This window comes from Pseudoalteromonas sp. UCD-33C (assembly GCF_001306895.1).
Classification (GTDB): domain Bacteria; phylum Pseudomonadota; class Gammaproteobacteria; order Enterobacterales; family Alteromonadaceae; genus Pseudoalteromonas.
Genome location: NZ_LJTB01000004.1, coordinates 243295 through 268961, shown reverse-complemented (window position 1 = coordinate 268961; position 25667 = coordinate 243295). Strand labels below are relative to the sequence as shown.

23 protein-coding genes are annotated in these 25667 nt (G+C 40.7%); 10 read left to right on the top strand and 13 right to left on the bottom strand.

Translation table 11 applies throughout. The features are described from left to right. Positions 1-42 precede the first annotated feature (42 nt). The 5 genes from AOG26_RS11190 to AOG26_RS11170 all read right to left on the bottom strand — a co-directional run bounded on the left by AOG26_RS11190 (position 43) and on the right by AOG26_RS11170 (position 4330). Positions 43-552, bottom strand: a complete 510-nt coding sequence (locus AOG26_RS11190) for a GNAT family N-acetyltransferase (RefSeq protein ID WP_054562557.1) — start codon at positions 550-552, stop codon at positions 43-45. Between the two features lie 3 nt (positions 553-555). Continuing rightward, entirely contained in the window at positions 556-1899 is a 1344-nt protein-coding gene (gene astB, locus AOG26_RS11185) for an N-succinylarginine dihydrolase (protein WP_054562556.1), read from the bottom strand. 48 nt (positions 1900-1947) lie between these two features. Beyond that, on the bottom strand, positions 1948-2178 hold the full coding sequence (locus AOG26_RS11180; protein ID WP_054562555.1) for a helix-turn-helix domain-containing protein: 231 nt from the start codon (positions 2176-2178) through the stop codon (positions 1948-1950). 450 nt (positions 2179-2628) lie between these two features. Next, entirely contained in the window at positions 2629-3642 is a 1014-nt protein-coding gene (locus AOG26_RS11175; RefSeq protein ID WP_054562554.1) for a zinc-binding alcohol dehydrogenase family protein, read from the bottom strand. Between the two features lie 256 nt (positions 3643-3898). Then, positions 3899-4330 carry a MarR family winged helix-turn-helix transcriptional regulator gene (locus tag AOG26_RS11170; protein ID WP_054562553.1) on the bottom strand — a complete coding sequence of 144 codons (432 nt, stop codon included), beginning with the start codon at positions 4328-4330 and terminating at the stop codon, positions 3899-3901. A 123-nt stretch (positions 4331-4453) separates the two neighbouring features. Here AOG26_RS11170 and AOG26_RS11165 point away from each other — a divergent pair, with 123 nt between their 5' ends. Further along, positions 4454-4882, top strand: coding sequence for an organic hydroperoxide resistance protein (locus AOG26_RS11165; protein ID WP_054562552.1), 429 nt, complete (start codon positions 4454-4456; stop codon positions 4880-4882). A 27-nt stretch (positions 4883-4909) separates the two neighbouring features. On the opposite strand, the gene AOG26_RS11160 is transcribed toward AOG26_RS11165, so the two are convergent. Both AOG26_RS11160 and AOG26_RS11155 read right to left on the bottom strand, forming a co-directional pair. Further along, positions 4910-6643 (bottom strand): GMC family oxidoreductase, encoded by a 1734-nt coding sequence (locus AOG26_RS11160; protein ID WP_054562551.1) that lies wholly within the window; start codon positions 6641-6643, stop codon positions 4910-4912. 25 nt (positions 6644-6668) lie between these two features. Continuing rightward, positions 6669-8102 (bottom strand): coniferyl aldehyde dehydrogenase, encoded by a 1434-nt coding sequence (locus AOG26_RS11155; protein WP_054562550.1) that lies wholly within the window; start codon positions 8100-8102, stop codon positions 6669-6671. A gap of 107 nt (positions 8103-8209) precedes the next feature. Here AOG26_RS11155 and AOG26_RS11150 point away from each other — a divergent pair, with 107 nt between their 5' ends. Both AOG26_RS11150 and AOG26_RS11145 read left to right on the top strand, forming a co-directional pair. After that, positions 8210-9214, top strand: a complete 1005-nt coding sequence (locus AOG26_RS11150) for an AraC family transcriptional regulator (RefSeq protein ID WP_054562549.1) — start codon at positions 8210-8212, stop codon at positions 9212-9214. Between the two features lie 116 nt (positions 9215-9330). Further along, entirely contained in the window at positions 9331-11454 is a 2124-nt protein-coding gene (locus AOG26_RS11145; protein WP_054562548.1) for a methyl-accepting chemotaxis protein, read from the top strand. A 317-nt stretch (positions 11455-11771) separates the two neighbouring features. On the opposite strand, the gene AOG26_RS11140 is transcribed toward AOG26_RS11145, so the two are convergent. After that, complete coding sequence (locus tag AOG26_RS11140) at positions 11772-12086, bottom strand: hypothetical protein (protein ID WP_054562547.1); 315 nt, start codon at positions 12084-12086, stop codon at positions 11772-11774. 477 nt (positions 12087-12563) lie between these two features. After that, positions 12564-14036, bottom strand: coding sequence for a sensor domain-containing diguanylate cyclase (locus AOG26_RS11135; RefSeq protein WP_054562546.1), 1473 nt, complete (start codon positions 14034-14036; stop codon positions 12564-12566). 401 nt (positions 14037-14437) lie between these two features. On the opposite strand from AOG26_RS11135, the gene AOG26_RS11130 reads away from it, so the two are divergent. Next, the gene (locus tag AOG26_RS11130; RefSeq protein WP_054562545.1) at positions 14438-15955 is read left to right on the top strand and encodes a DUF3360 family protein; all 1518 of its coding nucleotides are present in this window, start codon (positions 14438-14440) and stop codon (positions 15953-15955) included. Between the two features lie 45 nt (positions 15956-16000). Here AOG26_RS11130 and AOG26_RS11125 read toward each other — a convergent pair whose 3' ends face one another. Then, entirely contained in the window at positions 16001-16525 is a 525-nt protein-coding gene (locus tag AOG26_RS11125) for a hypothetical protein (RefSeq protein ID WP_054562544.1), read from the bottom strand. 52 nt (positions 16526-16577) lie between these two features. Here AOG26_RS11125 and AOG26_RS11120 point away from each other — a divergent pair, with 52 nt between their 5' ends. Continuing rightward, positions 16578-16937 (top strand): DUF1294 domain-containing protein, encoded by a 360-nt coding sequence (locus AOG26_RS11120; protein WP_054562543.1) that lies wholly within the window; start codon positions 16578-16580, stop codon positions 16935-16937. 19 nt (positions 16938-16956) lie between these two features. On the opposite strand, the gene soxR is transcribed toward AOG26_RS11120, so the two are convergent. Beyond that, positions 16957-17412 (bottom strand): redox-sensitive transcriptional activator SoxR, encoded by a 456-nt coding sequence (soxR, locus tag AOG26_RS11115; protein ID WP_054562542.1) that lies wholly within the window; start codon positions 17410-17412, stop codon positions 16957-16959. A 76-nt stretch (positions 17413-17488) separates the two neighbouring features. Between soxR and AOG26_RS11110 the strand changes: the two genes are divergently transcribed. The 3 genes from AOG26_RS11110 to AOG26_RS11100 are packed head-to-tail and all read left to right on the top strand — an operon-like array spanning position 17489 to position 19124. Further along, complete coding sequence (locus AOG26_RS11110) at positions 17489-17953, top strand: flavodoxin family protein (protein WP_054562541.1); 465 nt, start codon at positions 17489-17491, stop codon at positions 17951-17953. Positions 17954-18000: 47 nt separating this feature from the next. Then, positions 18001-18525 carry a DsrE family protein gene (locus tag AOG26_RS11105; RefSeq protein ID WP_054562540.1) on the top strand — a complete coding sequence of 175 codons (525 nt, stop codon included), beginning with the start codon at positions 18001-18003 and terminating at the stop codon, positions 18523-18525. Further along, positions 18525-19124: an SGNH/GDSL hydrolase family protein gene (locus AOG26_RS11100; protein ID WP_054562539.1), complete on the top strand. Its 600-nt coding sequence runs from the start codon at positions 18525-18527 to the stop codon at positions 19122-19124. The genes AOG26_RS11105 and AOG26_RS11100 overlap by 1 nt, the downstream gene beginning before the upstream one ends. Here AOG26_RS11100 and AOG26_RS11095 read toward each other — a convergent pair. Together AOG26_RS11095 and AOG26_RS11090 are read right to left on the bottom strand one after the other, a co-directional pair. Beyond that, positions 19121-19789 (bottom strand): LytR/AlgR family response regulator transcription factor, encoded by a 669-nt coding sequence (locus AOG26_RS11095; RefSeq protein WP_054562538.1) that lies wholly within the window; start codon positions 19787-19789, stop codon positions 19121-19123. The genes AOG26_RS11100 and AOG26_RS11095 overlap by 4 nt on opposite strands. Then, positions 19782-21005: a sensor histidine kinase gene (locus AOG26_RS11090; protein WP_235575487.1), complete on the bottom strand. Its 1224-nt coding sequence runs from the start codon at positions 21003-21005 to the stop codon at positions 19782-19784. The genes AOG26_RS11095 and AOG26_RS11090 overlap by 8 nt, the downstream gene beginning before the upstream one ends. Before the next feature lie 591 nt (positions 21006-21596). Between AOG26_RS11090 and AOG26_RS11085 the strand changes: the two genes are divergently transcribed. Both AOG26_RS11085 and AOG26_RS11080 read left to right on the top strand, forming a co-directional pair. Beyond that, entirely contained in the window at positions 21597-22466 is an 870-nt protein-coding gene (locus AOG26_RS11085; protein WP_054562537.1) for an ABC transporter ATP-binding protein, read from the top strand. Continuing rightward, positions 22460-25612, top strand: a complete 3153-nt coding sequence (locus AOG26_RS11080; protein ID WP_054562536.1) for a M1 family aminopeptidase — start codon at positions 22460-22462, stop codon at positions 25610-25612. Before AOG26_RS11085 ends, AOG26_RS11080 begins: the two co-directional genes overlap by 7 nt. Positions 25613-25667: the final 55 nt, after the last annotated feature.

Genomic DNA, 25667 nt, shown 5'->3' with positions numbered 1-25667 from the left:
AGTCGACTTTATGATTATATCAATTGGCTATAAAAAGCAGATCTAGGCGACCTGCTTATAAAAATACACCGTTGCGTCAAATTCACCGGATGAGCTTTTCGCAAAACCAGGAATCGTGCCAGCTTCAATATAATCGAGTTTGCGATATAAATATGAAGCAGTGTCACCTTGGCGGGTATCAAGTACCAATAATTGAATCCCTAATATACGGGCGTCGGTTTCTAGGCTATTCATCAATTGTTTTGCTATTCCTTTACCTTGATGTTCGCTGTGCACCATGAGCTTTTCAACCTCGCCGCGGTGAGTGCCATTGGCTTTAGCGCACAAAGAAAGCTGCACTGAGCCAATCACCGTATCACCATCAAGGGCAAGATAAAGCCTACGGTAAGGCGTTGCTAAATCCCCATCGACTCCTTGCCAGTAGTCATGTGCTGACTGTAATGATAGCGGGGCAATAAAGCCGATTGATGCGCCACTGGCAACGCTATCAATCAGTAAACTATTGAGTGATTTAGACACCCCTTTAATAGAGTGTACAGCTTTAATTTTCATTATTTATTCTTGTTGAAATGGATACACAGAGCCTAAGTTAAGTAAGCTGGTTAACTCATCAAGTGCCTGGTAGCTTTCGGTTAAAAGCATTGGATCGGCAAAGTCGTCACTACTTAAAGAGTCACGGTAATGCTTATTCGCCCAACTTACTAATTGGTTATATTTTTCTTCGCTGAATCGTACACCCGGATTGACCGCTGCGAGTTCGTCAGTGTTGAGCGCTACACGCAAGCGTAAACAAGCAGGGCCACCGCCATTTTGCATGCTTTGGCGCAAGTCAAAAAAGCGCACTTGCTGAACTGGGTTATCAGCCAAAATCATTTCTTGAATGTAATCGTGAACAGCTTGATTACGCTGACACTCTTTAGGTGCAACCAGCATCATGCTGTCATCACTTAAGGTAATTAATTGGCTATTAAATAAATAGCTGCCTACAGCATCAGTAATGCTCACTTTGTTGGTTGGCACTTCAATAATATGGAGTGGCTTGTTACCTAAGTAAGCTTGTTTAATCTGTTTTAGCGTATCAGCTTGATGTAAAAACGCTTGTTCGTGGCATAAAAGTACATTGCCATTGGCTACAGCGATTACATCGTTATGGAAGACACCTTGGTCTATTACATCAGGGTTTTGCTGAATAAATAATTGATTTTCTGGCTTTAGCTGATGTAAACGAGCAATTGCTTGCGAAGCTTCAAGAGATTGTCTTGCAGGAAATTTCACGGGTTTTGGTAAGGCGCTATTAAAACTACTTGCACCATAAACAAAGATCTCAAGCCCTGTATCTGCATGGCTGTCGCATAATCGATTATGATTTGCGGCGCCTTCATCACCAAAAAAACCTTGATCAGGTAAGTGCGTATGATGGCTAAAGTAACGCTCATCGTTAAACATGGCTTTTAATAAAGCCGTAGTTGTAACGGGCTCTAGCGAGCGGTGAAATTTGTTATTTAAGTTAGCAGCTGTAAAGTGCACTTTGCCATCAAGCGTATCGACTGAAGGCGAGATAGTGCCAGCATTGGCTGTCCACATGGCCGATGCACTATAACAAGCTCGCAGTAAAATAGGGTCTGCTTTAAATGCTTTTTCAATAATTTGGCTATCACTGCCTGAGAAGCCTAAACGCTTTAGCACATTAATGTCGGGGCGAGCATGAGGTGCAAAAATACCTTGTTCTAGCCCTAATTCGTGCATTGCTTTCATTTTTTCAAGGCCTTGAAGCACGGCCTCTTTAGGGTTGGAATGCGAAGAGGCGTGACTTAGTGAAGCGACATTGCCATACGATAATCCCGCGTAATTGTGAGTAGGCCCCACTAAGCCATCAAAGTTTACTTCTACTGCGTGCATACTTAATCCATCATTGTTGTGCGTGTATTTTAACCATACAGAAGTTATTTAGCTGAAGCTAGCTAACTCCATTTCTACATTACGTAGACTTTGTTGAAGGCGCTTCTGAGTGGCGATTAAATACGCTTTTTGTTTGTTCTGCTTAACTTGTTGCTGTCGTGCGGCTTTGTATAACACACGCTTAGGAATGTCGTACTGCTCAGACGCTTCAGTGATTGTTAGTTGATGAACCGAAATTTTTTTAAGCGCTTCAATAAATGCGGGGTCATTATTTAACATAGCGACGCTCCAAATCAGCCACATTATGCGGATCGTTTGCTTCATGCATATGCCATGTGCTGATGTCTAATCGCCAAAGTAGATAAAGAGTGTGAAAGAAGTTAGTCACGTTAGTCTCCTTGTTAGTGCCAGTTCATACTCACTATTGGAAGATCTGTGCCAAACCTTTATTAAAATTAAATGCATTAAAAATCAATTGGTTAATATTCAGCGGTAAGGGCGTCCCCAAAAACTGGCACTAAAATAGTGAAAGGCAAGCGTAGTAATGCACTTTAATGATGCGTTTTTTTATTAATGATCGAGGAAATACGCGATGTGAAATCGCTGCTACATGCTCGCCCTCGCTTCTCGCCCCTCGTCCCTCGCATCTCGCTTCTCGCATCTCGCATCTCGCATCTCGCATCTCGCTTCTTTACTCTCGCTAACTTTCCCCTCGCAACTTTCCCTTCGTTACTCAAACCCCTCCAACACAAGCTTTCCGCGAGCTTTATGAGATTCTAAAATCCCATGGGCTTTAATAAGGTTTGCTACGTTTATTTTACCTAAATGCTCACCCAATGTTGTTTTGATTGTGCCGTTATCAACTAAGGTCGAGAGCTCAGAAAGAAGCTGATGCTGGGCAATCATATCATCGGTTTGGAACATTGAGCGGGTATACATAAACTCCCAATGCAACGAAATACTTTTACGCTTTAACTTTAAAATATCAAAGCTTGCAGGGTCGTCGATCAGTGCCAATTTACCTTGTGGCTTGATCACTTCCATAATGCTATCAAGGTGTTGGTCGGTGTGCGTTAAGCTCACTACGTAATCAAATTCATTCAGATCGGCCGCAAGACGTTGCTCGTTAAGGTTTTTGCTATGATCAAGCACATGATCAACTTCTAAGTCTTTAAGCCAGTTGGCGCTTTCTTCTCGTGCGGCGGTACCAACAACTGTTAAATTGGTAAGCTGTTTGGCAAGCTGCACTAAAATTGAGCCTACACCACCTGCGGCACCTATCACTAATACAGAGGCTGGCTTATTGCTTTTAGATTTTTCAATTTGTAAACGGTCAAACAATAACTCCCATGCCGTAATACTGGTTAATGGCAGGGCGGCTGCTTCACTATTACTGAGGCTTGTTGGTGCAAGACCGACAATGCGTTCATCAACAAGTTGCAGCTCAGCATTACTGCCTTGGCGCGTTAAGTCGCCAGCATAAAACACACGATCACCGACATTAAATAACGAAACTTTGTCGCCAACAGCTTTAACGGTTCCCACGGCGTCCCAGCCAATAACTTTGTAGCCATTGCCTGGTGACACATTGGCGCGAATTTTAGTATCAACAGGGTTTACTGAAATTGCTTCTACGGCGACAAGAATGTCGTGACCTGTCGCAACGGGATCAGGTAATTCAATCGCTTGTAATGATGAGTCCGATAACGTTGGGGTTGCTGTAGTGTATCCAAATGCTTTCATGATGGTGTCCGTATTGATGAGTTTTGAACACTATAGCGTATAGAATTATATTAAAAAGAGGTTTAGATACCAGCTCGCAATAATACGTAATCATTTTGAGGGAGCAAACCTGTCGCTACCAGCGTTAAAAATTTCTCATTTAGAACAACTAAATAACGAAATTTTTGCCTTGTTATCAACGAGGTTTTCTTGCCTCAAAAAGCCCACTTTATTAAGCAAGTTGGTATTATCCAAATTCACTTTCAAATAATTTTTGTTAATTAAGGTCACTATTTACTAAATCGAGTAACTCAATCAGTTGCAGTGCTTGTTGTTCGTTAATGCTTGGGAAGCGACAACGAATTTGCGACGGTATATCGGCAGCTTGATCTTGCATCGCCTTGCCTTTGGCTTCGAGCTGCACGAGTCGTTTGCGTTTATCTTGGCTATCTTTGGTGATCGACAACAATGCTTTATCGCTCATTTTTTTCAAAATTTGCGTCATTGCACCACCATCAATGGCGGTTTTTTCAAGTAATTCAGCAATGCTGATCTGATCTCTTTCCCACAGCGCCATCATCACTACGTATTGCGGGTAGGTTAAATCTAATTGATTAAGAGAATCTCTATACGCACGGGCAATCCCATTCGATGCCATATATAAGCGATGGCATAGCTGGTTATCTAATTTTAGCTGTGGGTATTTCATACTCGATCCTCAAAATTCAATACGTGTATTTTAATTTGCATGCAAAGTATTTGCAATCCCGAAAAAGCTGATCTAATATATTTTGCATGCAAAGTATATTTTCACTCAATTAGGAGAGTAATCATGAAAGAACTACAAAGCGTCGCATACACAGCAAAAGCAACAGCAACAGGTGGCCGTGAAGGCACAGCAAAATCAGATGATGGTCGTTTAGATGTGGCACTATCAACTCCTAAAGGGTTAGGTGGTGATGATGGTCAAGGTACAAACCCTGAGCAATTATTTGCAGCAGGTTACGCGGCTTGTTTTATCGGTGCATTAAAGTTAGTGGCTGGCCAAGCAAAAGTTAAATTACCTGCAGATACTCACATTAACTCTGAAGTATCAATTGGTCCTATCGAAGGTGGTTTTGGTATTGCTGTTAAGCTTGCGGTATCGGTAGGTGATCTTGATAAAGACACTGCTCTTGCACTGGTTAATAAAGCGCACGAAGTATGCCCATACTCAAACGCAACGCGTGGTAACATTGCTGTAGAATTATCAGTGATCTAATTGCTATTTATCAAAATAGGCCGTGCTTTATGCACGGCTTTTTTGTTTTTCAGCAATCGATTTTGCTAAATCACCTGAACCAGTAAGCGCTGATACTAGGCCTTCGCGTGGTTCACTAAATTCTATTGGCTTTATCTTGCTTGCTCGGGCTGCATCGAATACCGGCACTTGGCTCATTGCATATTCCGACAATGCGGTAATGGTTAATGATGGGTTTACCCCTAAATTACCCGGTATGATTGAGCCGTCAATAACTCGTAGGTTTTGATAGCCGAACACTTCTCCAGAGCTATCAACTACGCCGTTAGAGGCATCAGTTCCCATGGCGACTCCACTCATTATATGCGCCGTCATTGGGGCACCAAAGAGCACTTCAGATAAGGCTGAGCCCGGCACGCCACCGAGTTTTTCGGCGTAGAGTTTGGTTGCTTCTTCTGCTTTTGGAAAACTAACACTAAGCGGCGTGTCATTGTCTTTTTGCACCGCAGTAATGCCGTTTTTAAATAATCGATACCATTTACGTCGCCATTCAAGGTGAATAAACGCCTCTGATTTTTGCATCACCAAAAATAGAATCGAGCTGCGGGCTTTACCTTTTGGCCGCAAGACTTTGGCTGTTTTTATTGGATGGCGCAGTGTATTAACTAAAAACTTAGCAATACGCTTGAGGCCTTTTCCAGTCACCATAGGAACGTAAGGTAAATATAGCCATGTGCCATCGGCGCCTTCCCTAAACCGGCAAATTTCAATATTGGTGTCTTTGTCGACCGAAATAAATGAGCTGATCGCAACACCATCATCAACTTTTTTAGTGGTGTTGTTCGCGGTGGTGAGGGTTTCTGAATTAGTGCGAATTTGCTGACCTAGCCAAGCTGAAATATTGGGCAATGTTTTGTCTTTATCGCGCATTTTTAAAAGCAAAGGCACGGTGCCCATGACCCCTGCGCTTAGCACAACGCCACGTGTTGTTAGCGTATAAATATGGCTGTTGCGATGACTGGTATCTTTAATCTTAATTTTGTATCCGGCGCTGCCATCTGCATTGAGCGGGGTGATTTTGATTACTTCAGAGCTGGGTCTTATCTCTACGCCATTGCGCTCGGCAAAGTACAGATAGTTTTTCATTAAGGTGTTTTTGGCATTATGGCGACAACCAATCATGCAGCTACCACAGTAATGGCAGGTATTTCGCCTTGGACCATCGCCATTAAAGTATGGGTCGGGTAGCTCTTTGTTATAGGCTTCGCCGGGTTTTGCAAAAAGTACCCCAGTGTTCACGGTTTTGAATGAGTCACCTTGACCCATCTGCTCGGCAATCTCTTTTAGTGTGTGATCGGCAACATTGGTATAAGTATTTTTGGCACTGCCTAACATGCGCTGTGCAAGGCCATAGTAGGGCTTTAGACTTTCTTTCCAGTCTGATTTTATTCGTGTCCACGCTGGAGATTGAAATACTTCATCATCAGGAATAAGGTGCACATTGGCATAAATTTGTGAGCCACCACCCACACCCACGCCATGCAGCACAGTGACTTTGCTGGTAAACGAAAATTGTATGCAGCCTTTTAGGCCAATTTCTGGCTGCCACATATAATTTTTGATATCTAGGTTGGTCTTTGGAAACTCCTTATCGTCGCGGCGTAGGCCTTTTTCGAGTACTAAAACCCGGTTGCCTTTTTCGCTTAGGCGAAGCGCACTAACCGAGCCACCAAATCCAGAGCCTATAATAATTTGGTCAAAATCAAATGTGTGTTGCTGCATTATTATCACCTGTTGGTGTTTATTATTATGAATTTAATTTACTTAAAAAGGCTAAAAGCTTATCGGCAAATCTACCGTAAGGCGGCATTAAAAATTTCGCGCTCGAAAACTTGGCTTGATAAAACACCGGACGTAATTTTGAAAAGGTTAAAAAGCCTTCATAGCCATGGTAATGCCCCATACCACTGGCACCTACGCCACCAAAAGGTAAGTCGTGCTGACCGACATGAAAAAGGGCATCGTTAACGCTTACACCACCCGACATCACCTGCTCAATATAAAAGTTAATAAGCTGTCTGTCGTAGCTAAAAGGGTAAAAAGCTAAAGGCCTATCTCGCCCTGCAATATAATCAACGACCTGCTGCGAGTCTTGATAGGTTTTTACCATTAAAATAGGTCCAAATGTCTCGCGAGTATCAATGCTCATACTGTCATTGCTGTTTAAAATTAATGTCAGAGGCAGCTTTCGCGTATTGGCATCTGCCACTTGGTCGCTAAGCGTAATAACGTCAGCGCCGAGTTGCTTGGCTTCTTCAATACAGGTTGTAAGGCGTTTAAATGCGCGGTCATCAATAATGGCTGTGTAGTCTTGGCTATGAATATCTGGTACATGCTTTTTTGCCCAGCGTGTTGCTGTATCGATAAATAGCGCAAGTTGAGACTGATGCACAAATACATAATCAACATTGGTACAAATTTGCCCCGCGTTCATTTGTTTTACATACATGATGCGCTCTACAGCTTTTTGCATCGGGTAATCAGTCGCAATCACAGCAGGAGATTTACCACCTAACTCAAGGGTTACAGGCGTTAGGTTTTGCGCTGCTGCAGCCATCACTTTTTTACCGGTTTCACCTGAGCCTGTGAACATTAAATGATCAAAGGGAAGCTTTGAAAAGGCGATACCTACTTCACCAGTCTCACAGTAAAATTGCAGCTTTTCGGGTTTGAAATAGTGGCCTACAAGCTCCCCTAAAAGCGCACTTAAATGCCGAGAGTTTTCAGACATTTTAACCATCGCCTTGTTACCTGCTGCAAATGCAGCAGCTAATTGACTAAAGGCTAAATTTATCGGGAAATTCCACGGCACAATTAACCCTACAACACCAAGCGGCTGTGGAATAACTCGGTTTTTTGCCCCTAAATACATACGATGATCAACATGTCGCTTTTGCACTTTCATCCACTTTTTTAGGTGCTTTAAAGTGCTATTGATATCTGCACAGGCATTAATGATTTCGGCAAGTAAGGTTTCATGGCGAGAGCGATTACCATAGTCTTGATTAATAGCCTCGATAATACGTGCTTGGTTTTCAGTGATCATAGCTTTTAACGCAAGTAAGTGTTCACGTCTTTGCTGGTAGTTTTCATTACCCTCAGCTTTAGCGTGGCTGCGCTGCGCGAATAAGTCGGCCATTAAAATGTTGTCGATGTTTATCGGTTTTGCTGCAATGTTCATCTGTATGTTCTATTTGTCAGAGTTTGTTCTAGCATAAATAAATCACTTGCAGTTGGTTTGACTTTTTAGGACACTGAAATGACTCTTTAGGACAAAAGGCACACTGCGTGGAAAGTTTAATTCGCTCTTCTAGTTTAGCTGGGTTTGAGAATTTAGTGAGACAATATGGTGTAAACCCTATTACTTTGTTGGAGAAAGCGGGTATTTTACCCGCACAACTACGCGACCCAGACAGTTTTGTTGTTTACGCTCATTACCTTGAATTACTTGAACTTGCTGCCCAAGTGTGTGATGAGCCATGTTTTGGCTTAAAGCTTGGCGCATCACAAAGTATGAGCACTGTGGGCTTGATTGGTGCTTACATGTCTCGCCAACCTACGATTCTTGATGCCCTTAATGTTGCTCAAAAATACATATACCTGCATGCCGAAGGCATTGTGCTAAACCTTGCCTTATTTGGGCAAACGAGTTGTGAGGTCCGTTTTGTCCGACTCTCTGACGAAAAACACGAGTTTGAGCAAAAATCGCAGTTGGCAGTGTGTTTGGTCAATAAAATATTAAAAGAATTAGTTGGCCCGAAATGGCGCGCCGATAAAGTGTGTTTACGGCAATCTGTCGCGGTGAACCAGCGGCCTTTATTTAATAAAGTGCTAAATTGCGAGGTTGAGTTTAAAAGTGACGTTGATGCGATTTACTTTTCAAGCGCATTTTTATCCTATAAACCTCAGCTCAATGATGCCATTTTAGACACCTTAATAGCCGACCAACTTGAGCTGCAACGTCTTAACAAACTCCCCGATGAAATGCTGCAAATAGAAAGTGCGATGAAAATGTTGCTAGCAACCGGTGAGTGCAATAAAGAAAATACCGCCAAAAGTGTAGGGCTCCACCCCAAAAAGCTGCAACGTATATTAACCGAGCATAACACCAGTTATCGGCAATTGTTGGACGAAGTAAGAAAGTCAGAGGCAATGCGGCTATTACAAAAAAAGCATATAAATATGACCGACTTAGCACTGCGTTTAGGGTATGCGGAGCTGTCGATTTTTAGTCGTCGCTTTAAGCTATGGTTTGGTGTGTCACCCACCGAATGGCAGCAAAATTTGCGCTAACTTAACAAAGCGGCCTAATCACACTAAAACTCCATACTTTTTTTCTAATTGTCCCTGTAAAGTCATGCAAATGGTCTAAACTATTAGCAAACCTACAATAAAAACAGGAAATGTCGATGCGGCAGTTAGCATTAGCGAAAAAGTTATTATGGCTTACGGTAGGCAGTATATTTATTACTGTGTTTGTTTTATCGAGTGTTTTATGGTGGCAACTGTCAAACAGTAACCAACAGTTAGCTGCGCAATCAGAAAAGCTGATTGTTGCTGAAGTTGAAGACAAACTCGCCTCAAATGCTGCCGCATATGGTGAACAGGTTGCCGGATTTATTAATGAAGCGTACCGAGTGCCTTATTCATTTGCCGCTATTTTAGGCGATCATGATGCGGCAGGTACCTTAACTCGCGATGCTGTGGTTGAGTTGAATCGCTCTCTGTTACAAAAAAATACTATTCTTTCATCTATTTATTCGCAATTTGAAGCAAATGCGTTTGATGGCCGTGATGCTAATTTTATCAGCGGGTATGATCATTCTGTAGCAGGCGTTGGCACACTCGAAATCTATTTTACGCGCAACCGAGACGGCGCAATTGAACAACAAGTGGTTGACGATGTAGCTGAGAAATATGTCGATACGCTCAATGAATTTGGCCAGCGGGAAGCTGAGTGGTACTTGTGTGTAAAAGACACCAAAGTACCCTGCATTATGGAGCCCTACCTATACGAAATCACCCCAGGTTACTCTGAAATGATGACCTCTTTAACTGTGCCCATTCTTCGTGATAACGAATTTATTGGTGTTGCTGGGGTTGATTTAACATTGCCTGTATTTCAAAGCATGACTGAAAAGCTCTCAAAAGAGCTATATAACGGTAAAGCCCGCGTCACTTTATTAAGCTCACTCGATTTAGTGGTTGGGAGTAGCCATTACAAAGATAAGCTAGGCAGACCCTTAAAAGAGGCGGTGGCAAAAAGCACTTTAGACAATTACGTTAAAGCGAAAAAACAAAGTGGTGTATTTAAAGTCGGTGATGAGTATTTAGTTAACTATCCAATTAGCATTAAGCTTGCGAAAACACAGTGGAACTTATTGATTGAAGTACCCGCTGAGCTTGCCCTTGAAGGGCCGCATGCACTGGCAAATAGCATGAGTGAAAATGCCAATACACTAGGCGGCTTAATCTTGGTTACAGGTATTATTATTGCTGGTGCAGCCTTTGTTATCATGACCTTAGTGATCCGTACCATTGTGGCTCCATTACAGCAAATTCAACAGCGTGTTGATAACCTTGCCAGCGCTGAAGGTGACTTAACCCAAACCTTGCATGTTGATACCCACGCTGAGCTAATAGCATTGGCAACTGGCTTTAATGCGTTTCTTGCTAAATTACGTGATTTAATTGGTGAGCTTAAAAATGTATCAACGCAAACCAAAGAGCAGGCTCACTTAGCGACCAGTGTTGCTGTTGATACTAAGCACAACGTTCAAGCGCAGTTCCAAGAAATTGAGAGCGTAGTAACCGCCATGAATGAAATGAGCGCAACAGCACTCGAAGTAGCAAGAGCCTCAGAGCAATCAGCGCAACAAGCTGATGAAATAAACAGCCTTGTTGTGAGCAGTGAATCGAGCTTGTCGTCTGCGGTTACCCAAGTTAAAACCATGTCGGATGAAATCAAAGAGGCCAATCAAGCGGTTGAAAAAGTTGCGGCACGCAGTAACGACATTACACAAATTTTAGATGTGATCAGAACAATTGCAGAGCAAACAAACTTACTTGCACTGAATGCAGCAATTGAAGCGGCAAGGGCCGGTGAACAAGGCCGTGGCTTTGCGGTTGTGGCTGATGAAGTAAGGGCACTTGCTTCAAAAACACGTTCATCAACCGATGACATCAGTGGCCTAATCGACAGCTTACAGCTAGAAGTAGGTAACGCTTCTAAAGTAATTGAACAAGGAGTTGTGCGTGCACAAACCGCGGTAGATGAAACTTCCGTTGCATTTGATGCATTACACGAAGTTGTCGTCAAAGTGGACGAAATCACGCAGCAAATTACCCATATTGCAACGGCTGCAGAAGAGCAAAGCTCAGTTACAGAAGAGATAAACCGCAACCTGACGTTAATTTCAGATGCCGCATCGCAACTAGCTGAGCTATCTACCCAAGCCGGAGATGGTAGCCAAACACTCAATGCACTCGTTGCACAACAAGATGATGAGTTGAATAAGTTAAAGACGAAATAGTTTTAAGGTGCTAGGTGCTAGGCTCTAGGAGCTAGGAGCTAGGTGGCAGCTGCTAGGTGCTAGGTGAGAGATACGAGATACGAGGTTCGAGAAAAACGCGATGTAAAATCGCTGCTACAAGCTCGCCCTTAGCATCTCGTTTCTCGCCCCTAGCATCTCGTTCCTTGTAACTTTACTCTCGTAACTCGTAACTAATACCTTGTTTCGCCTGCCAAGCAAGCGTGACGCCTACAGGTTACAGCGGCTTTATGCCGCGACAAAGGGTAAAAATATCGTTATGCGATGAAGTAATCGAACCTAAAATCGATTAAGGGTGGTTATACATCGCTCGTAATTGTTAGATAATTATTTTTACCAAAAGTAACGTAATAAATGGGTAAAAATAGTCCCGATAGTAAGTTTCTGCTCATAGTGTTCGAAACAGTTACTTTATTTGATTGAATATCTTTGACAGAAAGTTTAGGGCTAGAGCACCAATCAATGGAGAACCAGATAAATTCAGCGTCATCAGGTATTGTGTAGTTGGCTAAAGAGTTGGGTTTGACTTTGCCGATTTTTTTAGAGTCGGCCCATAAAGTGTAATCTCTAATTTTATCATGATATTGTTTTGGTCTGTTTACTTCAATTTCCATTTGAACCTCACAAGGATAGTAATTCCATTAAACTTAACGGGCTTATAGCTCGTTTTCTTCCATAGTCAGTGTATTTTTAACAGAGCCGTTAATTAATTACTAGTCGTATAGTGCAAGGAGTCTTAAGCTCATTATCGCATCTCGCATCTCGCATCTCGCATCTCGCATCTCGCATCTCGCATCTCGCACCTCACATCTCGTAGGAATGACTTTAGTCATGAATAATTAACCACCACACAAAAGTTAAACCCTTGGACGTAGGCGTGAAACTTGTTTCGCGCGCCAAGCAAGCGTGACGCCTACAAGGTAGCAGCAGCTTTATGCCGCGACATGGGTGAGGTAAGGGCGATAGGAGAATAAAACGCGATATAAAATCGCTGCTACATGCTCGCACCTCGCATCTCGTACCTCGTACCTCGCACCTCGCATCTCGTAACTCGCACCTCGTCTCTCGTAACTAGCAACTCGAAACTCATTCTAACTACATTGCGCCTGGTTACGGCCTTGGTTTTTGGCTTGGTACAATGCTTTATCGGCGCGTTTTAACATCGATTCTATGTGCTGTTCGCTTGCTTGTAAGGTGCTTACGCCAATACTCACGGTGAATTTAACGTGTTTGTTGTCGGCGATGATGTCTTGTTGTTCGATATCGGCTCTGATCTTTTCTGCGATAGCAAAGGCTGTGTGGTTATTTGCCATAGGTAAAAATAAGACAAATTCTTCACCACCAATGCGTCCCGCAATATCTGATGCTTTGCTATGTTGGATGAGCTTATGTGCGGTGGTTCGTATTACTTCATCGCCAGTAGCGTGGCCAAACTTGTCGTTTATAGCTTTAAATTGGTCTAAGTCTAACAGTAATAAGGAGCAGGTACCTTGCGCGTCATGATATTTTGCAAACTGCTGATTAACCTTTTCGAAGAAACCACGGCGATTATAAAGTTGTGTTAAATGATCTGTCACAGATAAGGCTAATGCTTCATGCTTAGCACGTTCTAGCTCATAGGTTCTTTCTTCTACTTTTTGTTCGAGCATGGTGGTTAGTTTTTGTTGTTCTTTCTTGCGCTGAATAAACACAGCTTGAATAAGTAATACCGCTGAAAGAGTGAATAAAAAGAAAAACTGCATGGTCACTTCTGCTGTTTTAGGATGATGATAATAAAAATAGCCCCAGCCTTGATTACTTCCGACCCAAGCTGCAAAAAACACCAACATATTCATGCAGCTGGTGGCGGTTGGTGATAATCGCGTGGCAGCATAAAGTAGCGGAAACAACAGTAATGCAGGTTGCAAAAATGGTAATGTCATGGTTGTGTATGCGGGGCCAAAAATAAAATAACACAACAAAACCACGGTCAAAGTTAGCAACAGAAGTTTAGAAAATTCACTAGGCGTGACCGGGTGTGGCCAATTTCGCCAGAAAAAGTAAAGGGCAGGGGTGAATACAATCGCCGCTAGGGCATTGCTAATGCTCCAATTTAATATGCCAACATAGAAGCCATTAGACCACTCGATACTAACTAGCGAGTATATGCCCACACCGAAAAGCGCAGAAATCACGCCAATCGCAATGCAAGCAACAATAAACACTCTGGCTAAACTGGTGACGCTTGTCAGCAGTGTGTGTTGTTTAAGTTTTCGGTTAATTAGCCAAAATGCAGTTAAAGCAGCGAGAGTATTACCTGTGGTTGTTGCGGCATTTATTGCTATGTGTTTAAACGTGAATGGATTTAAGCCGCTGAGATAAAAGTAACAAAGCACAACTAAACAGGTGCCTGATGCAACGCCCAACCAGGCTTTACGACCAAATAACATCAAGCCTGCTAATGCGACTCCTGCTGGTGGCCATACCGCCAGTGTTTTTAACACTTGCATAGTAAACAAGCCAAACAGCAGATAAACAGAGCAAACAATGATATTAAATTGCCAAGGCTTGAGCTGTGTGTTCATACATCCCTTTATGTGCTTATGTAAGAAAGCCACCGACCGGCGAGTTAGTATTAATCAAGCTACTAATAAATTAGTATATTAGTAGTTGGAGAATAGGCAAATTCGATTAAACTAAAAGTGATTTTTCTCTAGTTGTTTGCTATTCATACAATTTATTAGACTAATAGTTAATGTGCTTAAAAAACAACCAAGAGCTTATTCTTTAAAAGGGTTTATTATCAGTAATTCAATAAATATCAATGCGTTAAGATTATATTCAGATGTTCTCAACTTATTAAAAACACCTATTTTATAAATTCATACCCGACCTTTTGCCTAATCGTGTTTTGTATCTGGCTGCTTTACCCTAACTGCATAATAAAAACTCACACAATTTTTCAAGATAGGCAGTAGGAGAACTCATGAATACGAGGCAGCAATCAGCGTCAAAAACGCCTGCTGAACAAGGATCGGATACTCATGCCGACCAGCAAAGCTATCAAGCACTTCATAAACCAAGTAGTGAATTTTCGAGTCGTGACGAATACCTTGAACACGAATTACAAATTATGCAGCCTAAGCGCTGGCGTCCTAACTTACCGTTTCGTGATTATCGGTTTGAATTAGAAGACTCTATCCCTGCCATGGCAGGCACCATAGGCAAGGTGGTCATGGTGGGTGCAATTGCTGCAACATTTGCCGCGCCATTGGGCTTAGGTGAAGGCTTTATTCTAGAAAACGTGCGTTATGAACTGTTAATTGTATCGATCTTCATTTTATTATTTTCGGGCTTCTTTTTACCAACAGCAAACTTAGCGGGTACGCATGGGCCGCTTATTCCTTTGATCCCTATTGTGGTTGCTGCAGGGGGTCACCCAATGGCCTTCGGTCTATTAATAGGGGCGTTTGGTCTGTTACTGGCACTTAGTAAAGGCGGGAGTTTACTGGCGGGGTTAACCAGCCGAGGCGTGTGTGGAGGTTTACTGCTCTACCTTGGTTTTATTGGCACGATTTCGCAGGTTAAAAAGCTGTTTGCATGGGCTGAAGGTATTGATATGACCCATATTGCTTTCATTGTGATTTTGTCGACTATCGTGTTATATGCATTACTTGAGCACTACAAAAAACGTTGGCTAGCCGTGCCATTAAGCTGTTTACTTGGCGGTTTAATGGCATTTTTACTGGGAGCGCCGTTTGAGTTTAAAACAGCACCGGGTTTACCAAATATGAACCCAATGTATTGGTGGGGTGAAAACACTGGTTGGATGCTGGGTTTACCGACCCTAGAGAGCTTTGTTGTGGTATTGCCATTCGCGGTGCTTGCGGTTGCTATGTGGTCACCTGACTTTTTAGGGCATCAAGTATTCCAAAAAATTAGTTACCCAGAACGCACAGAAAAAGTACAAATGAACATTGACGATACCATGTTCAGTGCTTCAATCCGTCAAACGTTTGGTTCTTTGTTAGGCGGCTCTAACTTTACCTCTTCATGGGGAACCTACATCGTGCCAGCAGCCATCGCTAAACGCCCAATTCCAGCAGGTGCGGTATTAACGGCGTTATTTTGTATTATTGCCAGTATTTGGGGTTACCCAATGGATTTAGCTATTTGGCAACCCGTGTTATGCGTCGCGCTAATAGTTGGTGTGTTTATCCCACTTCTAGAAGCGGGTATGGAAATGACCCGCGAAGGTAAAACTACGCAATCGGCTGCTATTGTGGTGTTTTCATCGACTTTAGTTAATCCTGCATTTGGCTGGTCATTAACTATGTTACTCGACAATCTGGGCTTAATTGGTTGTAAAGAACGAAGCTCTGAGCTGTCTCCAATGAGCCGCTGGATCATTCCATTAGTAATGTTTGTTATTTTAACAAGCGTAATGGCGATGGTAGGTATGCTGCCAGGTATTCCAGCATTAATGGCAGACTTTAGACATTAATATATAAGGGTAAGGTGATAAACGCCTTACCCTTTTTTAAAGCTTTTATTTAAACTTAACTGTTTTTTCGCTGCGGGTGTAAGTTCGGGTATCGGGTTTTGTCCATTGACCTTTTTTAAGGTAAGAGGTCGACACCACAAAGCTGTTGTCTTTAAACTCGCTTGTCGATTTCACCTTAGTGATCCCTTCTTTATTACCCGTTACATTTTCATAAGCAACAAATTGAGTAGGGCTAAGTACATTCATAGTACCTTGAGTATAAAACCCTGCCGTAGTGAAGTAATAAAACACCAAAGACTGCTTTTTATTGTCCCAAAAAATCATCGACTCACCACCATATTCACCTTCATTGATAGAGTGAATAGTTTTAATCGCCATGCCATTGAGCGCGCGTTGCCAGGTACTCACATCTTGCACCGCAGGTTTACCTGCTGAGACATTAAAGTCAGACTGCCACGTGCCTAAGTAAGGCTCAAACACTTTTAGCTTGTCATCAAGTTGTTGCTCTGCTGCCATAGCAGAAAGTGAACATAGGCAGATTGATAGTAAAAGTGATTTTAGGTATGCCATAATAGCGCCCCGATAAAATTAATTTGTTTTGCAGAGTATAGGTGATAATTCGTTGATTAAGAAAACATTAATTACATTTTCATTGTTGTTTCTAGCGCTGCTATGGCTGGTATCGTGGCAACTTAATATTACCTACTTTATTGCAGGCACTTACAGCGTAGCGAGCTTAATAAGCTTTTTGGTATATGGCTGGGATAAACGTTTAGCGATGCAACATGGCGAGCATGTGATAAGAGTACCTGAGCGTACACTGCATATTTTAGGGTTAATCGGCGGCTGGCCAGGTTCATTAATTGCACAGCAATGGTTAAGACATAAATCTAAAAAACGCAGTTTTATTGCCGTACTTTGGCTAACAATTATTGTTAATTGCAGTGCACTGTCTTCACTGTATTATTTGCAGTTAATATAAGAGCACAAACAGTCGCGTATTAATCTCTTTCTAACAGCACAGCGCCGCTGTGCTCTTCACCTAAATAATCATCTTTGTTGTAGATAGGGCATTTGGCCATTGATAAACAGCCGCAGCCAATGCAACCATTAACGCGTTCGCGCAAACGTTGCATGTATTGAATTCGTTCATCTAATTGCGTTTGCCAGACTTTTGAAAGAGCTGCCCAATCTTGTTTAGTGGGTGTGCGTTGCTCGGGTAGGGTGCTTAACGTTTGTTTAATGTCTTCAAGAGTTATGCCCATGGTTTGCGCAGCTTTTATAACGGCAATTCGGCGTAATACATCGGGTTTATAGCGGCGCTGGTTACCGTTATTACGCCAACTGCGAATGAGTCCTTTCGACTCATAAAAATGCAAAGTTGAAACTTTTACGCCACTGCGTTTTGCCACAAAGCCAACCGCTAGGTTTGCATCAATAAGTTTCTTATCTGACATAATTTGCTCCAAGGTGTTGACCTAAAGTTAGCTTGAGGTTTTACGCTGCGCACATCATAAAAAAGGAGTGATAGTCATGCAACAAAAACCAATAACAAATACGGTAATTATTTATTCAAGTGCGCGAAAAAAGGGTAATACGAGTTTACAAGTTAATGAATATAAAGCGCAGTATGGCGGCGATGTAGTATGTCTAGATGACTATGTTATCTCGCCTTATTGCTACGATAAGCAATATAAAAATGATGACTTTTATGCGGTATTTGAAGCGCTGTTGAATTATCAACACTGGGTGCTGGCATCACCTGTGTATTGGTATAACACCACACCGCAGTTTAAAGCATTTTTAGACCGGATCACTGATTACATGGATGATGAAACACTCAGGACAAAACTGAGAACACTGCGTGAAAAGCAGTTTTCATTGCTCTCAAATGCAGGATCTGCTCACGCACCTAACGCGTTTATCGAGATGTTTAAAAACACCTTTAATTACTTAGGCATGACCTTTAAAGCGCACCAACATATTGATGCTAGTTAAACGGGTTTAAACAAGGTAGGCTAGAGTAAAAAACAACAGGAACTTTTATGAAATCAATACTGTTAGGATTATCTTTAGCCTTATTATCTTCGTTTAGTCATGCAGAGCAAACTGAGCCTGCTATTAAAGGTTTTGGTTTTTATTATGATGTGCCAAATCATGCAGCAATCTCTGATCAAACGGTTTTTAAAGTGGCATTTGATGTAGCTGATGCGGCAGAAAAAGGGGCGCAGAATAACAAAATGAACTCATTAGCACGGTTCATTAATATGCATATAGCCCATGGTGTGAAGCCTGAGAACATTCAACTCGCTTTAGTTGTGCATGGTGGCGCAAGTGTTGATGTACTGGAAAACAGTTTTTATAAACAGCGCTTTGACAGTGACAATAAAAATCAGCAATTGATCTCACAATTGTTGGCACATAATACCGTTGTGTATGTGTGCGGGCAGTCTGCAACGCACATGAAGGTAAAACAGCAGCAGCTTATTCCTGGTGTGCAAATGGCGTTATCGGCAATGACCGCGCATGCACAGTTGCAGCAGCAAGGTTACACACTGAATCCATTCTAATGAATATCTTATGTTTCGGTGATTCAAATACTTATGGTATTTCCCCCGTCGATGGTAAGCGCTTTGCAGCCGATGAGCGCTGGCCTAGTTTACTGGGTATTAAATTAGGTGCCGGCTACCAAGTTATTGAAGCTGGCCAGCCTAATCGTACACTGGTGAACGACCCGCCTTTCAGTGGCGATAAACTGGGCATTAAATACTTAGAGCCCTACTTAGCGGCTTATCATTTAGATATGATTGTTATTCAGCTCGGCACGAATGATTTAAAGCGCCGTTTTGCACTGTCGGTTGCTGATATTGCCAATGCCCTCGAAACACTCATTTTAGATATAAAAAACTACTATCTGCACCGCGAATTACCCAAAATAATGATACTAAGCCCGGCGGCGGTGTATGAGGTTGGCGCGTATCAATCTATATATGCAGGTGCAGAGCTAAAAGCAAAACAGTTAGTGGAAGAGTTTAAAAATGTTGCTGACAGCAACGACTGTAGTTTTGTTAACTGCTTTGAATTAATAACGCCATGCCCTTCAGAAGGCGTTCATTGGCCAAGCTCACAGCATAAGACACTTGTAGATCATCTGATATGCATTCTCTAAAGTAAAACTTTGCAGTGTTCTTTAAATGATTTACCAATTTTTATCTTGTCACTAGTATCTAACTCTACATGTTCGTTTGTAACAGCTACGACTCTGCTGTTATTCACTATGTATGATTTATGGACTTGAGTGAATGAGCCTATTAGCTGCTCTAAGATCTGCTTTAGTGTCGTTGTTGCGAGGATCGTGTGGTCATCTTGGTGTACTTTTACATAATTACCATATGCTTCAATGTATTTAATTGTATCTAAGCTAAGCTTGCGTTTTTCGCGATCTATTTTTAGAGTGATTGATTTGCTTTCCGGAGTTTGGGAAATCCGCTCACGCACTTTATTTATTGCTTGCTGTAAACGTTGTGCTGATACAGGTTTGAGTAAATAATCAGTAACATTTAGCTCATAGCCTGTGAGTGCATATTCTTCATAAGCACTCACAATAATAATTTGAGGCGGGTTAGCGAGTGCTTGAATGAGTTCTAACCCTGACAATTCTGGCATGTTTATATCTAAAAATACGACATCAATAGTTGATTTTGCTAATTGGTACAAAGCATCTTTAGCGCTGAAATGCTGAGAAACTACTTTGATATCTGAATGAGACTCTAAATGATGAAGAATTACTTGATGAGCAAGTGGTTCATCATCAACAACAATTGCTTTAATCATTTGATAATTCCAAAGAGAGGGTGGTTTGCCAAAGTCCATTGTGATTGCGCACCACTAAAGTATGTCTTTCTCGATAAAGTAGCTCTAAACGCCGCTTTAAATTGTTTAGCCCCATACCTGAATCAGCGTTATCACTTTTGTGAGGAATGCTATTTTCGCAAAATAAAGTTAAAACGTTATCATTTAATGTTAGTTTTATCGTTACTTCAGCGTTTTCTTTTGCGTGTTCAACACCGTACTTTATGGTGTTTTCAATTAAAATGATTAGAAGCAGTGGTGCTATCGAAAGAGAGTGACTAGTTTCAGGCCATACTAGGTTAAATCTACAATTATTTGCATGTCTTATCTTGTGCAGTTCAAGAAAGTTTTTAATGTAATTTAGTTCTTTTTCGAGTGGAACGAGTGGTTTTTGCCCTTCATAGACGGTGTATCTCAGTAAGTCAGCCAACTGTAATACCAATTCAGGTGTCTTTTCTGATTTTGTTAATGCAAGTGCATATAAGTTATTTAATGTATTAAATAAAAAGTGCGGATTAATTTGCTGCTGTAATAGCTTTAGTTCTGTTCTTATTTGCTGTTTGGCAACTTCTTCTAATTTATGGTGGTGCTGTTGGCGTTCAAACGCCAAGATAATGGGAGTCGAGATACTTAAAAATAAAAACATAAACTGATAATTGTACTTATTGATAATATCTTGGTTGCCTCCAGGAGTTAAATTGGCAACATATGAGGGTAAGTCATTAACAGGCAATGTGAGCACAATAGCGACAAATAATGGTGTGAAAATAACCATGCTAATTAAGCATGCAGATACAAAAATGAGCACTCCATATTTGGCTAATAGTTGACGTATTAAAATGTAACGATTAAATAAAAAAATGCCGTGAACGATAATTGCGTAGACCAAAAGCTGAGAAAAATACCAAATGAATTGATAAAAGTTTGTAAGTAGTTTTTGAGTATCAAATATCAATGCGAATGGCTGATTTAGCAGAGGGGCTTCATGGCTATTAAGTATGCCAGCCATGACAAATGCCCAGCCAAAACATATAACAAAAACAACTTTATTTAATGTAAACAATGAGCTAATCCAACTGGTTAATTTAGAGTTTTGGTTTTTCTTAAAACGTTGGGATGAAAGCCAAAGTAAACTTGCTAGACTGCAAAGTAACCAACATTGTTCTTGTAAGTAGTGCCATTTATCATAAGTTGGCAAGCTGTTGCTTAATAGATAAGTGAGTATTGGGTAACCAATAAACCCAGACAACCACCACAATGAAGCCTGCTTTAAAGAATGCTGAGATGCCATCCAGTGAGCGATTAAGAAGGGGATACACTCAAAAATTAGCTGTAAATTTACTGTTAGATAAGTACTGGGTGAATCAACTCTCAGCGAAAGATAACGAATATGGCTTTCAAGTAGTATCGCAGCGATTAATGGTAGTAGAGTAACCATGCTTTTTATGTTTTTAGGTGATGATAAATAGCTAATAGTTGCCAGCAAAATCTACTCCGTTCATTTTTATTTTTGCTACGTTACACTGTTGTTTTTTATGATATTTATATATTACTCTAATTTCTAAATAATGTGGAAACTGAGAGAGTAATACACTGATTAAGCGTTATGATAGATTTAGCTTAACGTTTTTATTTCTTTATTCACCCACATTTTGATGAAAGTTCTTTTTTTGATGACGAAAGAAGAATTTTTGCTTTCATCATCAAACTTGAATCATTGATCATTGCTTCATAGCAGCGAGCTTTACCATTCCTTAATCTAGATTTGTGCTAATTAAGGAGCCAATAAATGCTAACACTTGAGCATATTTCGAAAACATACCCTGATGGAACTCAAGCACTTAACGATATAACCATTGAGTTACCCAGTGGCATGGTAGGGTTGCTGGGGCCAAATGGCGCTGGTAAGTCTAGTTTGATGAGAACCCTTGCATGCCTGCAAACTATTAATTCTGGCCGTATAAAGTTTAGTGGCTTAGATATATTAAAAGACCCTGAAAAGTTACGTAAGCAACTTGGTTATCTACCACAGCAATTTGGTGTTTACCCACATATGGGGTGTAGAGCACTACTTGAACACATAGCCATATTAAAAGGGCTTGAAATTAAAAAGACAAAGCAACAGATTGATGACCTGCTTACTGCGTTAAACTTAACTCAACATGCAAATAAAAGAGTCAGTCACTTTTCTGGGGGAATGAAACAACGCTTTGGTATTGCTCAAGCATTGTTGGGTGATCCCAGATTAATTATTTTAGATGAGCCTACAGCAGGGCTTGATCCGGCTGAGCGAGAGAGTCTCAATAACTTATTAGTATCAATGAGTAAGAATCGATTGATCTTGCTATCAACACACATAGTGGAAGACATAGAAAACCAATGTCACTTTGTGGCGATGATTAAAGGTGGTCAACTGATCCAAAGTGGCCATATTGATAACTTAGTAAGCCAACTCAAAGGTAAAGTATGGGTATTAAAAACTTTGCCAAGCGTACTGCCAAAAGATGCTTTAGTACTGAGCCAAAGTTATCGATATGGTGAGCCCGTCTTTCGAGTTTATGCCGCAGAACGCCCAACTATAGGAGCTGTTTTGGCGACAGAATCATTACAAGATAAGTACTTCTTTGAACTAAAATCTCAAAGAGGCGAATTATGTTAATAATTAATGAGTTAAAGTATCTTTTTCGTCAACCAATAGTTTGGGTGTGCTTGCTTATTGCGCCAAGTTTTGCATTTTCACTTTCTTCAGGACTTGCAACAAGTAATGTTGACCCATTACAGCAGTATCAATTGCATTTAGTGTCATTACACATGATGCAATTGGTTTTATTGGTTGGAGCATTATCGCCAGCAATTTTCTTACGTGATCACCTCTTTCATATGGATGAAATTATTGCTGTTGCATCAGTAAGTTCAAGACAAAAAAACTATGTTCGAATAGGTGGTTTTGTAAGTCTATTAATGATGGTTTCATTAAGCAGTACGTTGGTTATGAGTTTCGTAGATTTTCAAAATAATGGATTTAGTTGGCAAATACTTGGTTATACAATTTTTTATAGTAGCTTTGTCCTACTTATAAACTGTTTTTTACTTATTGCTTTGGCATTTTGGCTTTGTCAAAGGTTTCGAAGCTCAATGATTATCTATGCCGTTTTTGCAAGCATTTGGATAGCTTATTTGTTCGCTGCGAGTATAACGGGTAATCCAATTTTGGCAGGAAGTAATGTACTAAACGAAACGTTCTATCAACTATTTATCTGGTTAGATCCATTTGCTTATACAACGGTAATAGCAAGTTTTAGCGAGTCACAAAATACGCCCTTTTATACTAATCGTTTTATTTGTTTTACTCTGGCATTTGTTATTTTTACGTATGCTGTTAGCTCGCATCCCCAAGCACATTCACAGCCAAAGCAACCTAAACAACAATGTCTTGAGCCTGACTTTAGGCCTAACACTCAATATCAAACGGTAAAGCCTACATTTAGTCAAAGCTCGATTCTATTTGAGCTATATAAAGCTGCAATTTTAAATATTTTAAAACAACCAATAACTCTCATTCTGTTACTTTTATGGCTAGGGTTAGTGTTTAATAGTGTTGCATCTTCTTCTCAGTATGCAGAACCAATGAGTGTTATTAAAGCAACTAGCATTGATGCTGTTAATCAATATGCCTTTGATATGTATATATTGCTCGGCTGTTTACTGGTAGCTCTATGGAGTTGGCAACTTAGTTGTCATGCTAGGCACTATAAAATAGCAGAGATAATTGCGGCAGCGCCTATTAAGACTGCTTCGATTTTGCATAGCCAATTATTGGCAATAGTGAGTTTGGTGTTTGTTTTTTCGTTTGTTGGTTTCGTTGGCGCATCACTAGCTGAGTTTTTTATTGGTAGTAACTTTGATGCTTATCAACATATTTATACCTTAGCTTTAATGGGACTGCCGCTAGCTATTATTGCTTCGATATTTATATGTATTTTCAATTTAATGCGTTCAGAGCTTATTGCATCTTTAGTGGTTTTTGCCATTTTGTTACTTAAATTTACTCCAGTAATGACTTATTTAGGGCTAACACACACGTTTTGGAGTGTAGCTTGGACACCATTGCAGCCGGCTAATGAATTTTGGGGCTATCGCGCAAGTTTGAGTAGTTACTGGCCTTATGTCCGCGCGTGGCTAGTATTATTACTTAGTGTAGTGCTTGTTAGTCAGGCTTTTAATCACCGTGGCACAGGAATGGGAAGTCGAGCTTTTAAAAATAAAGATGTTTGGCTCTTAACACCAGCGGTTTTGGCTATCAGTTTATTTTGGCAGCTGCATGCTAATTTAATTTCAGAAAAGCCACTAAGTAATTCTCATAAACGAGAAACATTTAAAGCAAATTATGAAAAAATGTTCGCTGATTGGAAACATAAAGCTCAGCCAAAAGTGAGTCATATCGATGCAGAAATAGATTTCTATCCGTATAAGCAATCAGCCCAATTCAACTTAACCTACTCATTTACTAACCCTCACACAAAACCAATAAAACAGGTATTGATAGGTCGTGCAGGCTTTTATCAATGGGCAGATATTAAAATAGAAGGAGCTGAGCTAGTCGCATTTTATCCATCTATGAACCAAGCTATTTACGAGTTTAAATATGCACTTCAGCCATTCGAAACAAGGCAACTTAAAACGCAATTTGCAGTAAAACAGGGCAAATTATGGCCCATACAAGGGCATCAAATCATAACGCCTGAATTTAGTTATATTCGTTCAGTTCCGCTATTACCGACGATTGGATATCAAAGAAACTATGAATTAGATGACGAGCAGTTAAGATTAGATTATGGGCTTCCAATGTATGTTAAAACACCGCCTTCAAAGCTTTTTAATGCAACATACCAAGTACCAGATAGCTATGAACGCATTACCATGAAAAGCAAAGTTACCACTGCATTAGGTTATCAGGTCGTCTCACAGGGTAAGAATATAGAGCATATTGTTGAAGGGCAAAGAGCTGTTTTTAAATTTCAGACGACAGTGCCAATTAACAACTTACCGGCTTGGTTATCGTTTCCATTTGCAGCAACTGAGTTAGTTTATGAAGAGGTGAAGTTACAGGTTTATGCTAAATCAAGTGCAACTGAAGCTGATCAAGATGCTATAAAAGTTAACTTACAAGCTATGAGTGATACGCTTTCTTGGTTTAAGAATAATTTAAATGCGTACAAAGGTTCAAAGCTCAGTCTGGTTGACTCTACGGGTTTTGGTGGGACAGGGTTTGCATTACCTGAAATTATTTTGATTGATAATAAGGTCGGTTTTAGAGCTAAACCAAGTGAGGGCGGAGGTTTTGATCAACGCTACCGCCGTGCAGTACATGAAACGGCTCATCAATGGTTTGGTCATGATATTGGCAATAGTGTTCCTGAAGATAGCGCTTTTTTGATTGAATCACTAGCTAAATATATAGAGCTTGTGGTGATTGAAAAGCGTTATGGAAAAAAGGCTGTCGAAGCATTAGTTAAGTATGAAACTCAACGATATCAACAAGCTTCTAGGTTAGATATTTCAACAAAGCAAGCATTGGTAGATTCTTCAAAAAGTTACGATCAGTATTCCAAAGCTACTCTTGTATTTGCGAAGCTTAGGAATGAATTTGGGGATGCAGTGATTGTGGCAGCTTTAAAATCAGTATGGCAAAAATACGCACATCCAAATCGACCAGCAACGTCAATGGATTTTATTCGAGCTTTACAAGAACAACTTGATGATCAAGATAATGGCTTAATTAATAAACTTTTTTTGGAAGTATAAAAACAAAAAAGCCACAGGTTATAAAACACTGTGGCTTGGGTATTGATTCTTTCAA

Bases quoted from the DNA above. Each gene is read 5' to 3' on its own strand.
- AOG26_RS11085 (WP_054562537.1), top strand. From the start codon at position 21,597: ATGCTAACACTTGAGCATATTTCGAAAACATACCCTGATGGAACTCAA.
- AOG26_RS11170 (WP_054562553.1), bottom strand. From the start codon at position 4,330: ATGAAATACCCACAGCTAAAATTAGATAACCAGCTATGCCATCGCTTA.
- AOG26_RS11105 (WP_054562540.1), top strand. From the start codon at position 18,001: ATGAAATCAATACTGTTAGGATTATCTTTAGCCTTATTATCTTCGTTT.
- AOG26_RS11160 (WP_054562551.1), bottom strand. From the start codon at position 6,643: ATGCAGCAACACACATTTGATTTTGACCAAATTATTATAGGCTCTGGA.
- astB (WP_054562556.1), bottom strand. From the start codon at position 1,899: ATGCACGCAGTAGAAGTAAACTTTGATGGCTTAGTGGGGCCTACTCAC.
- AOG26_RS11135 (WP_054562546.1), bottom strand. From the start codon at position 14,036: ATGAACACACAGCTCAAGCCTTGGCAATTTAATATCATTGTTTGCTCT.
- AOG26_RS11080 (WP_054562536.1), top strand. From the start codon at position 22,460: ATGTTAATAATTAATGAGTTAAAGTATCTTTTTCGTCAACCAATAGTT.
- AOG26_RS11175 (WP_054562554.1), bottom strand. From the start codon at position 3,642: ATGAAAGCATTTGGATACACTACAGCAACCCCAACGTTATCGGACTCA.
- AOG26_RS11140 (WP_054562547.1), bottom strand. From the start codon at position 12,086: ATGGAAATTGAAGTAAACAGACCAAAACAATATCATGATAAAATTAGA.
- AOG26_RS11095 (WP_054562538.1), bottom strand. From the start codon at position 19,789: ATGATTAAAGCAATTGTTGTTGATGATGAACCACTTGCTCATCAAGTA.
- soxR (WP_054562542.1), bottom strand. From the start codon at position 17,412: ATGTCAGATAAGAAACTTATTGATGCAAACCTAGCGGTTGGCTTTGTG.
- AOG26_RS11180 (WP_054562555.1), bottom strand. From the start codon at position 2,178: ATGTTAAATAATGACCCCGCATTTATTGAAGCGCTTAAAAAAATTTCG.
- AOG26_RS11130 (WP_054562545.1), top strand. From the start codon at position 14,438: ATGAATACGAGGCAGCAATCAGCGTCAAAAACGCCTGCTGAACAAGGA.
- AOG26_RS11165 (WP_054562552.1), top strand. From the start codon at position 4,454: ATGAAAGAACTACAAAGCGTCGCATACACAGCAAAAGCAACAGCAACA.
- AOG26_RS11110 (WP_054562541.1), top strand. From the start codon at position 17,489: ATGCAACAAAAACCAATAACAAATACGGTAATTATTTATTCAAGTGCG.
- AOG26_RS11125 (WP_054562544.1), bottom strand. From the start codon at position 16,525: ATGGCATACCTAAAATCACTTTTACTATCAATCTGCCTATGTTCACTT.
- AOG26_RS11100 (WP_054562539.1), top strand. From the start codon at position 18,525: ATGAATATCTTATGTTTCGGTGATTCAAATACTTATGGTATTTCCCCC.
- AOG26_RS11155 (WP_054562550.1), bottom strand. From the start codon at position 8,102: ATGAACATTGCAGCAAAACCGATAAACATCGACAACATTTTAATGGCC.
- AOG26_RS11190 (WP_054562557.1), bottom strand. From the start codon at position 552: ATGAAAATTAAAGCTGTACACTCTATTAAAGGGGTGTCTAAATCACTC.
- AOG26_RS11145 (WP_054562548.1), top strand. From the start codon at position 9,331: ATGCGGCAGTTAGCATTAGCGAAAAAGTTATTATGGCTTACGGTAGGC.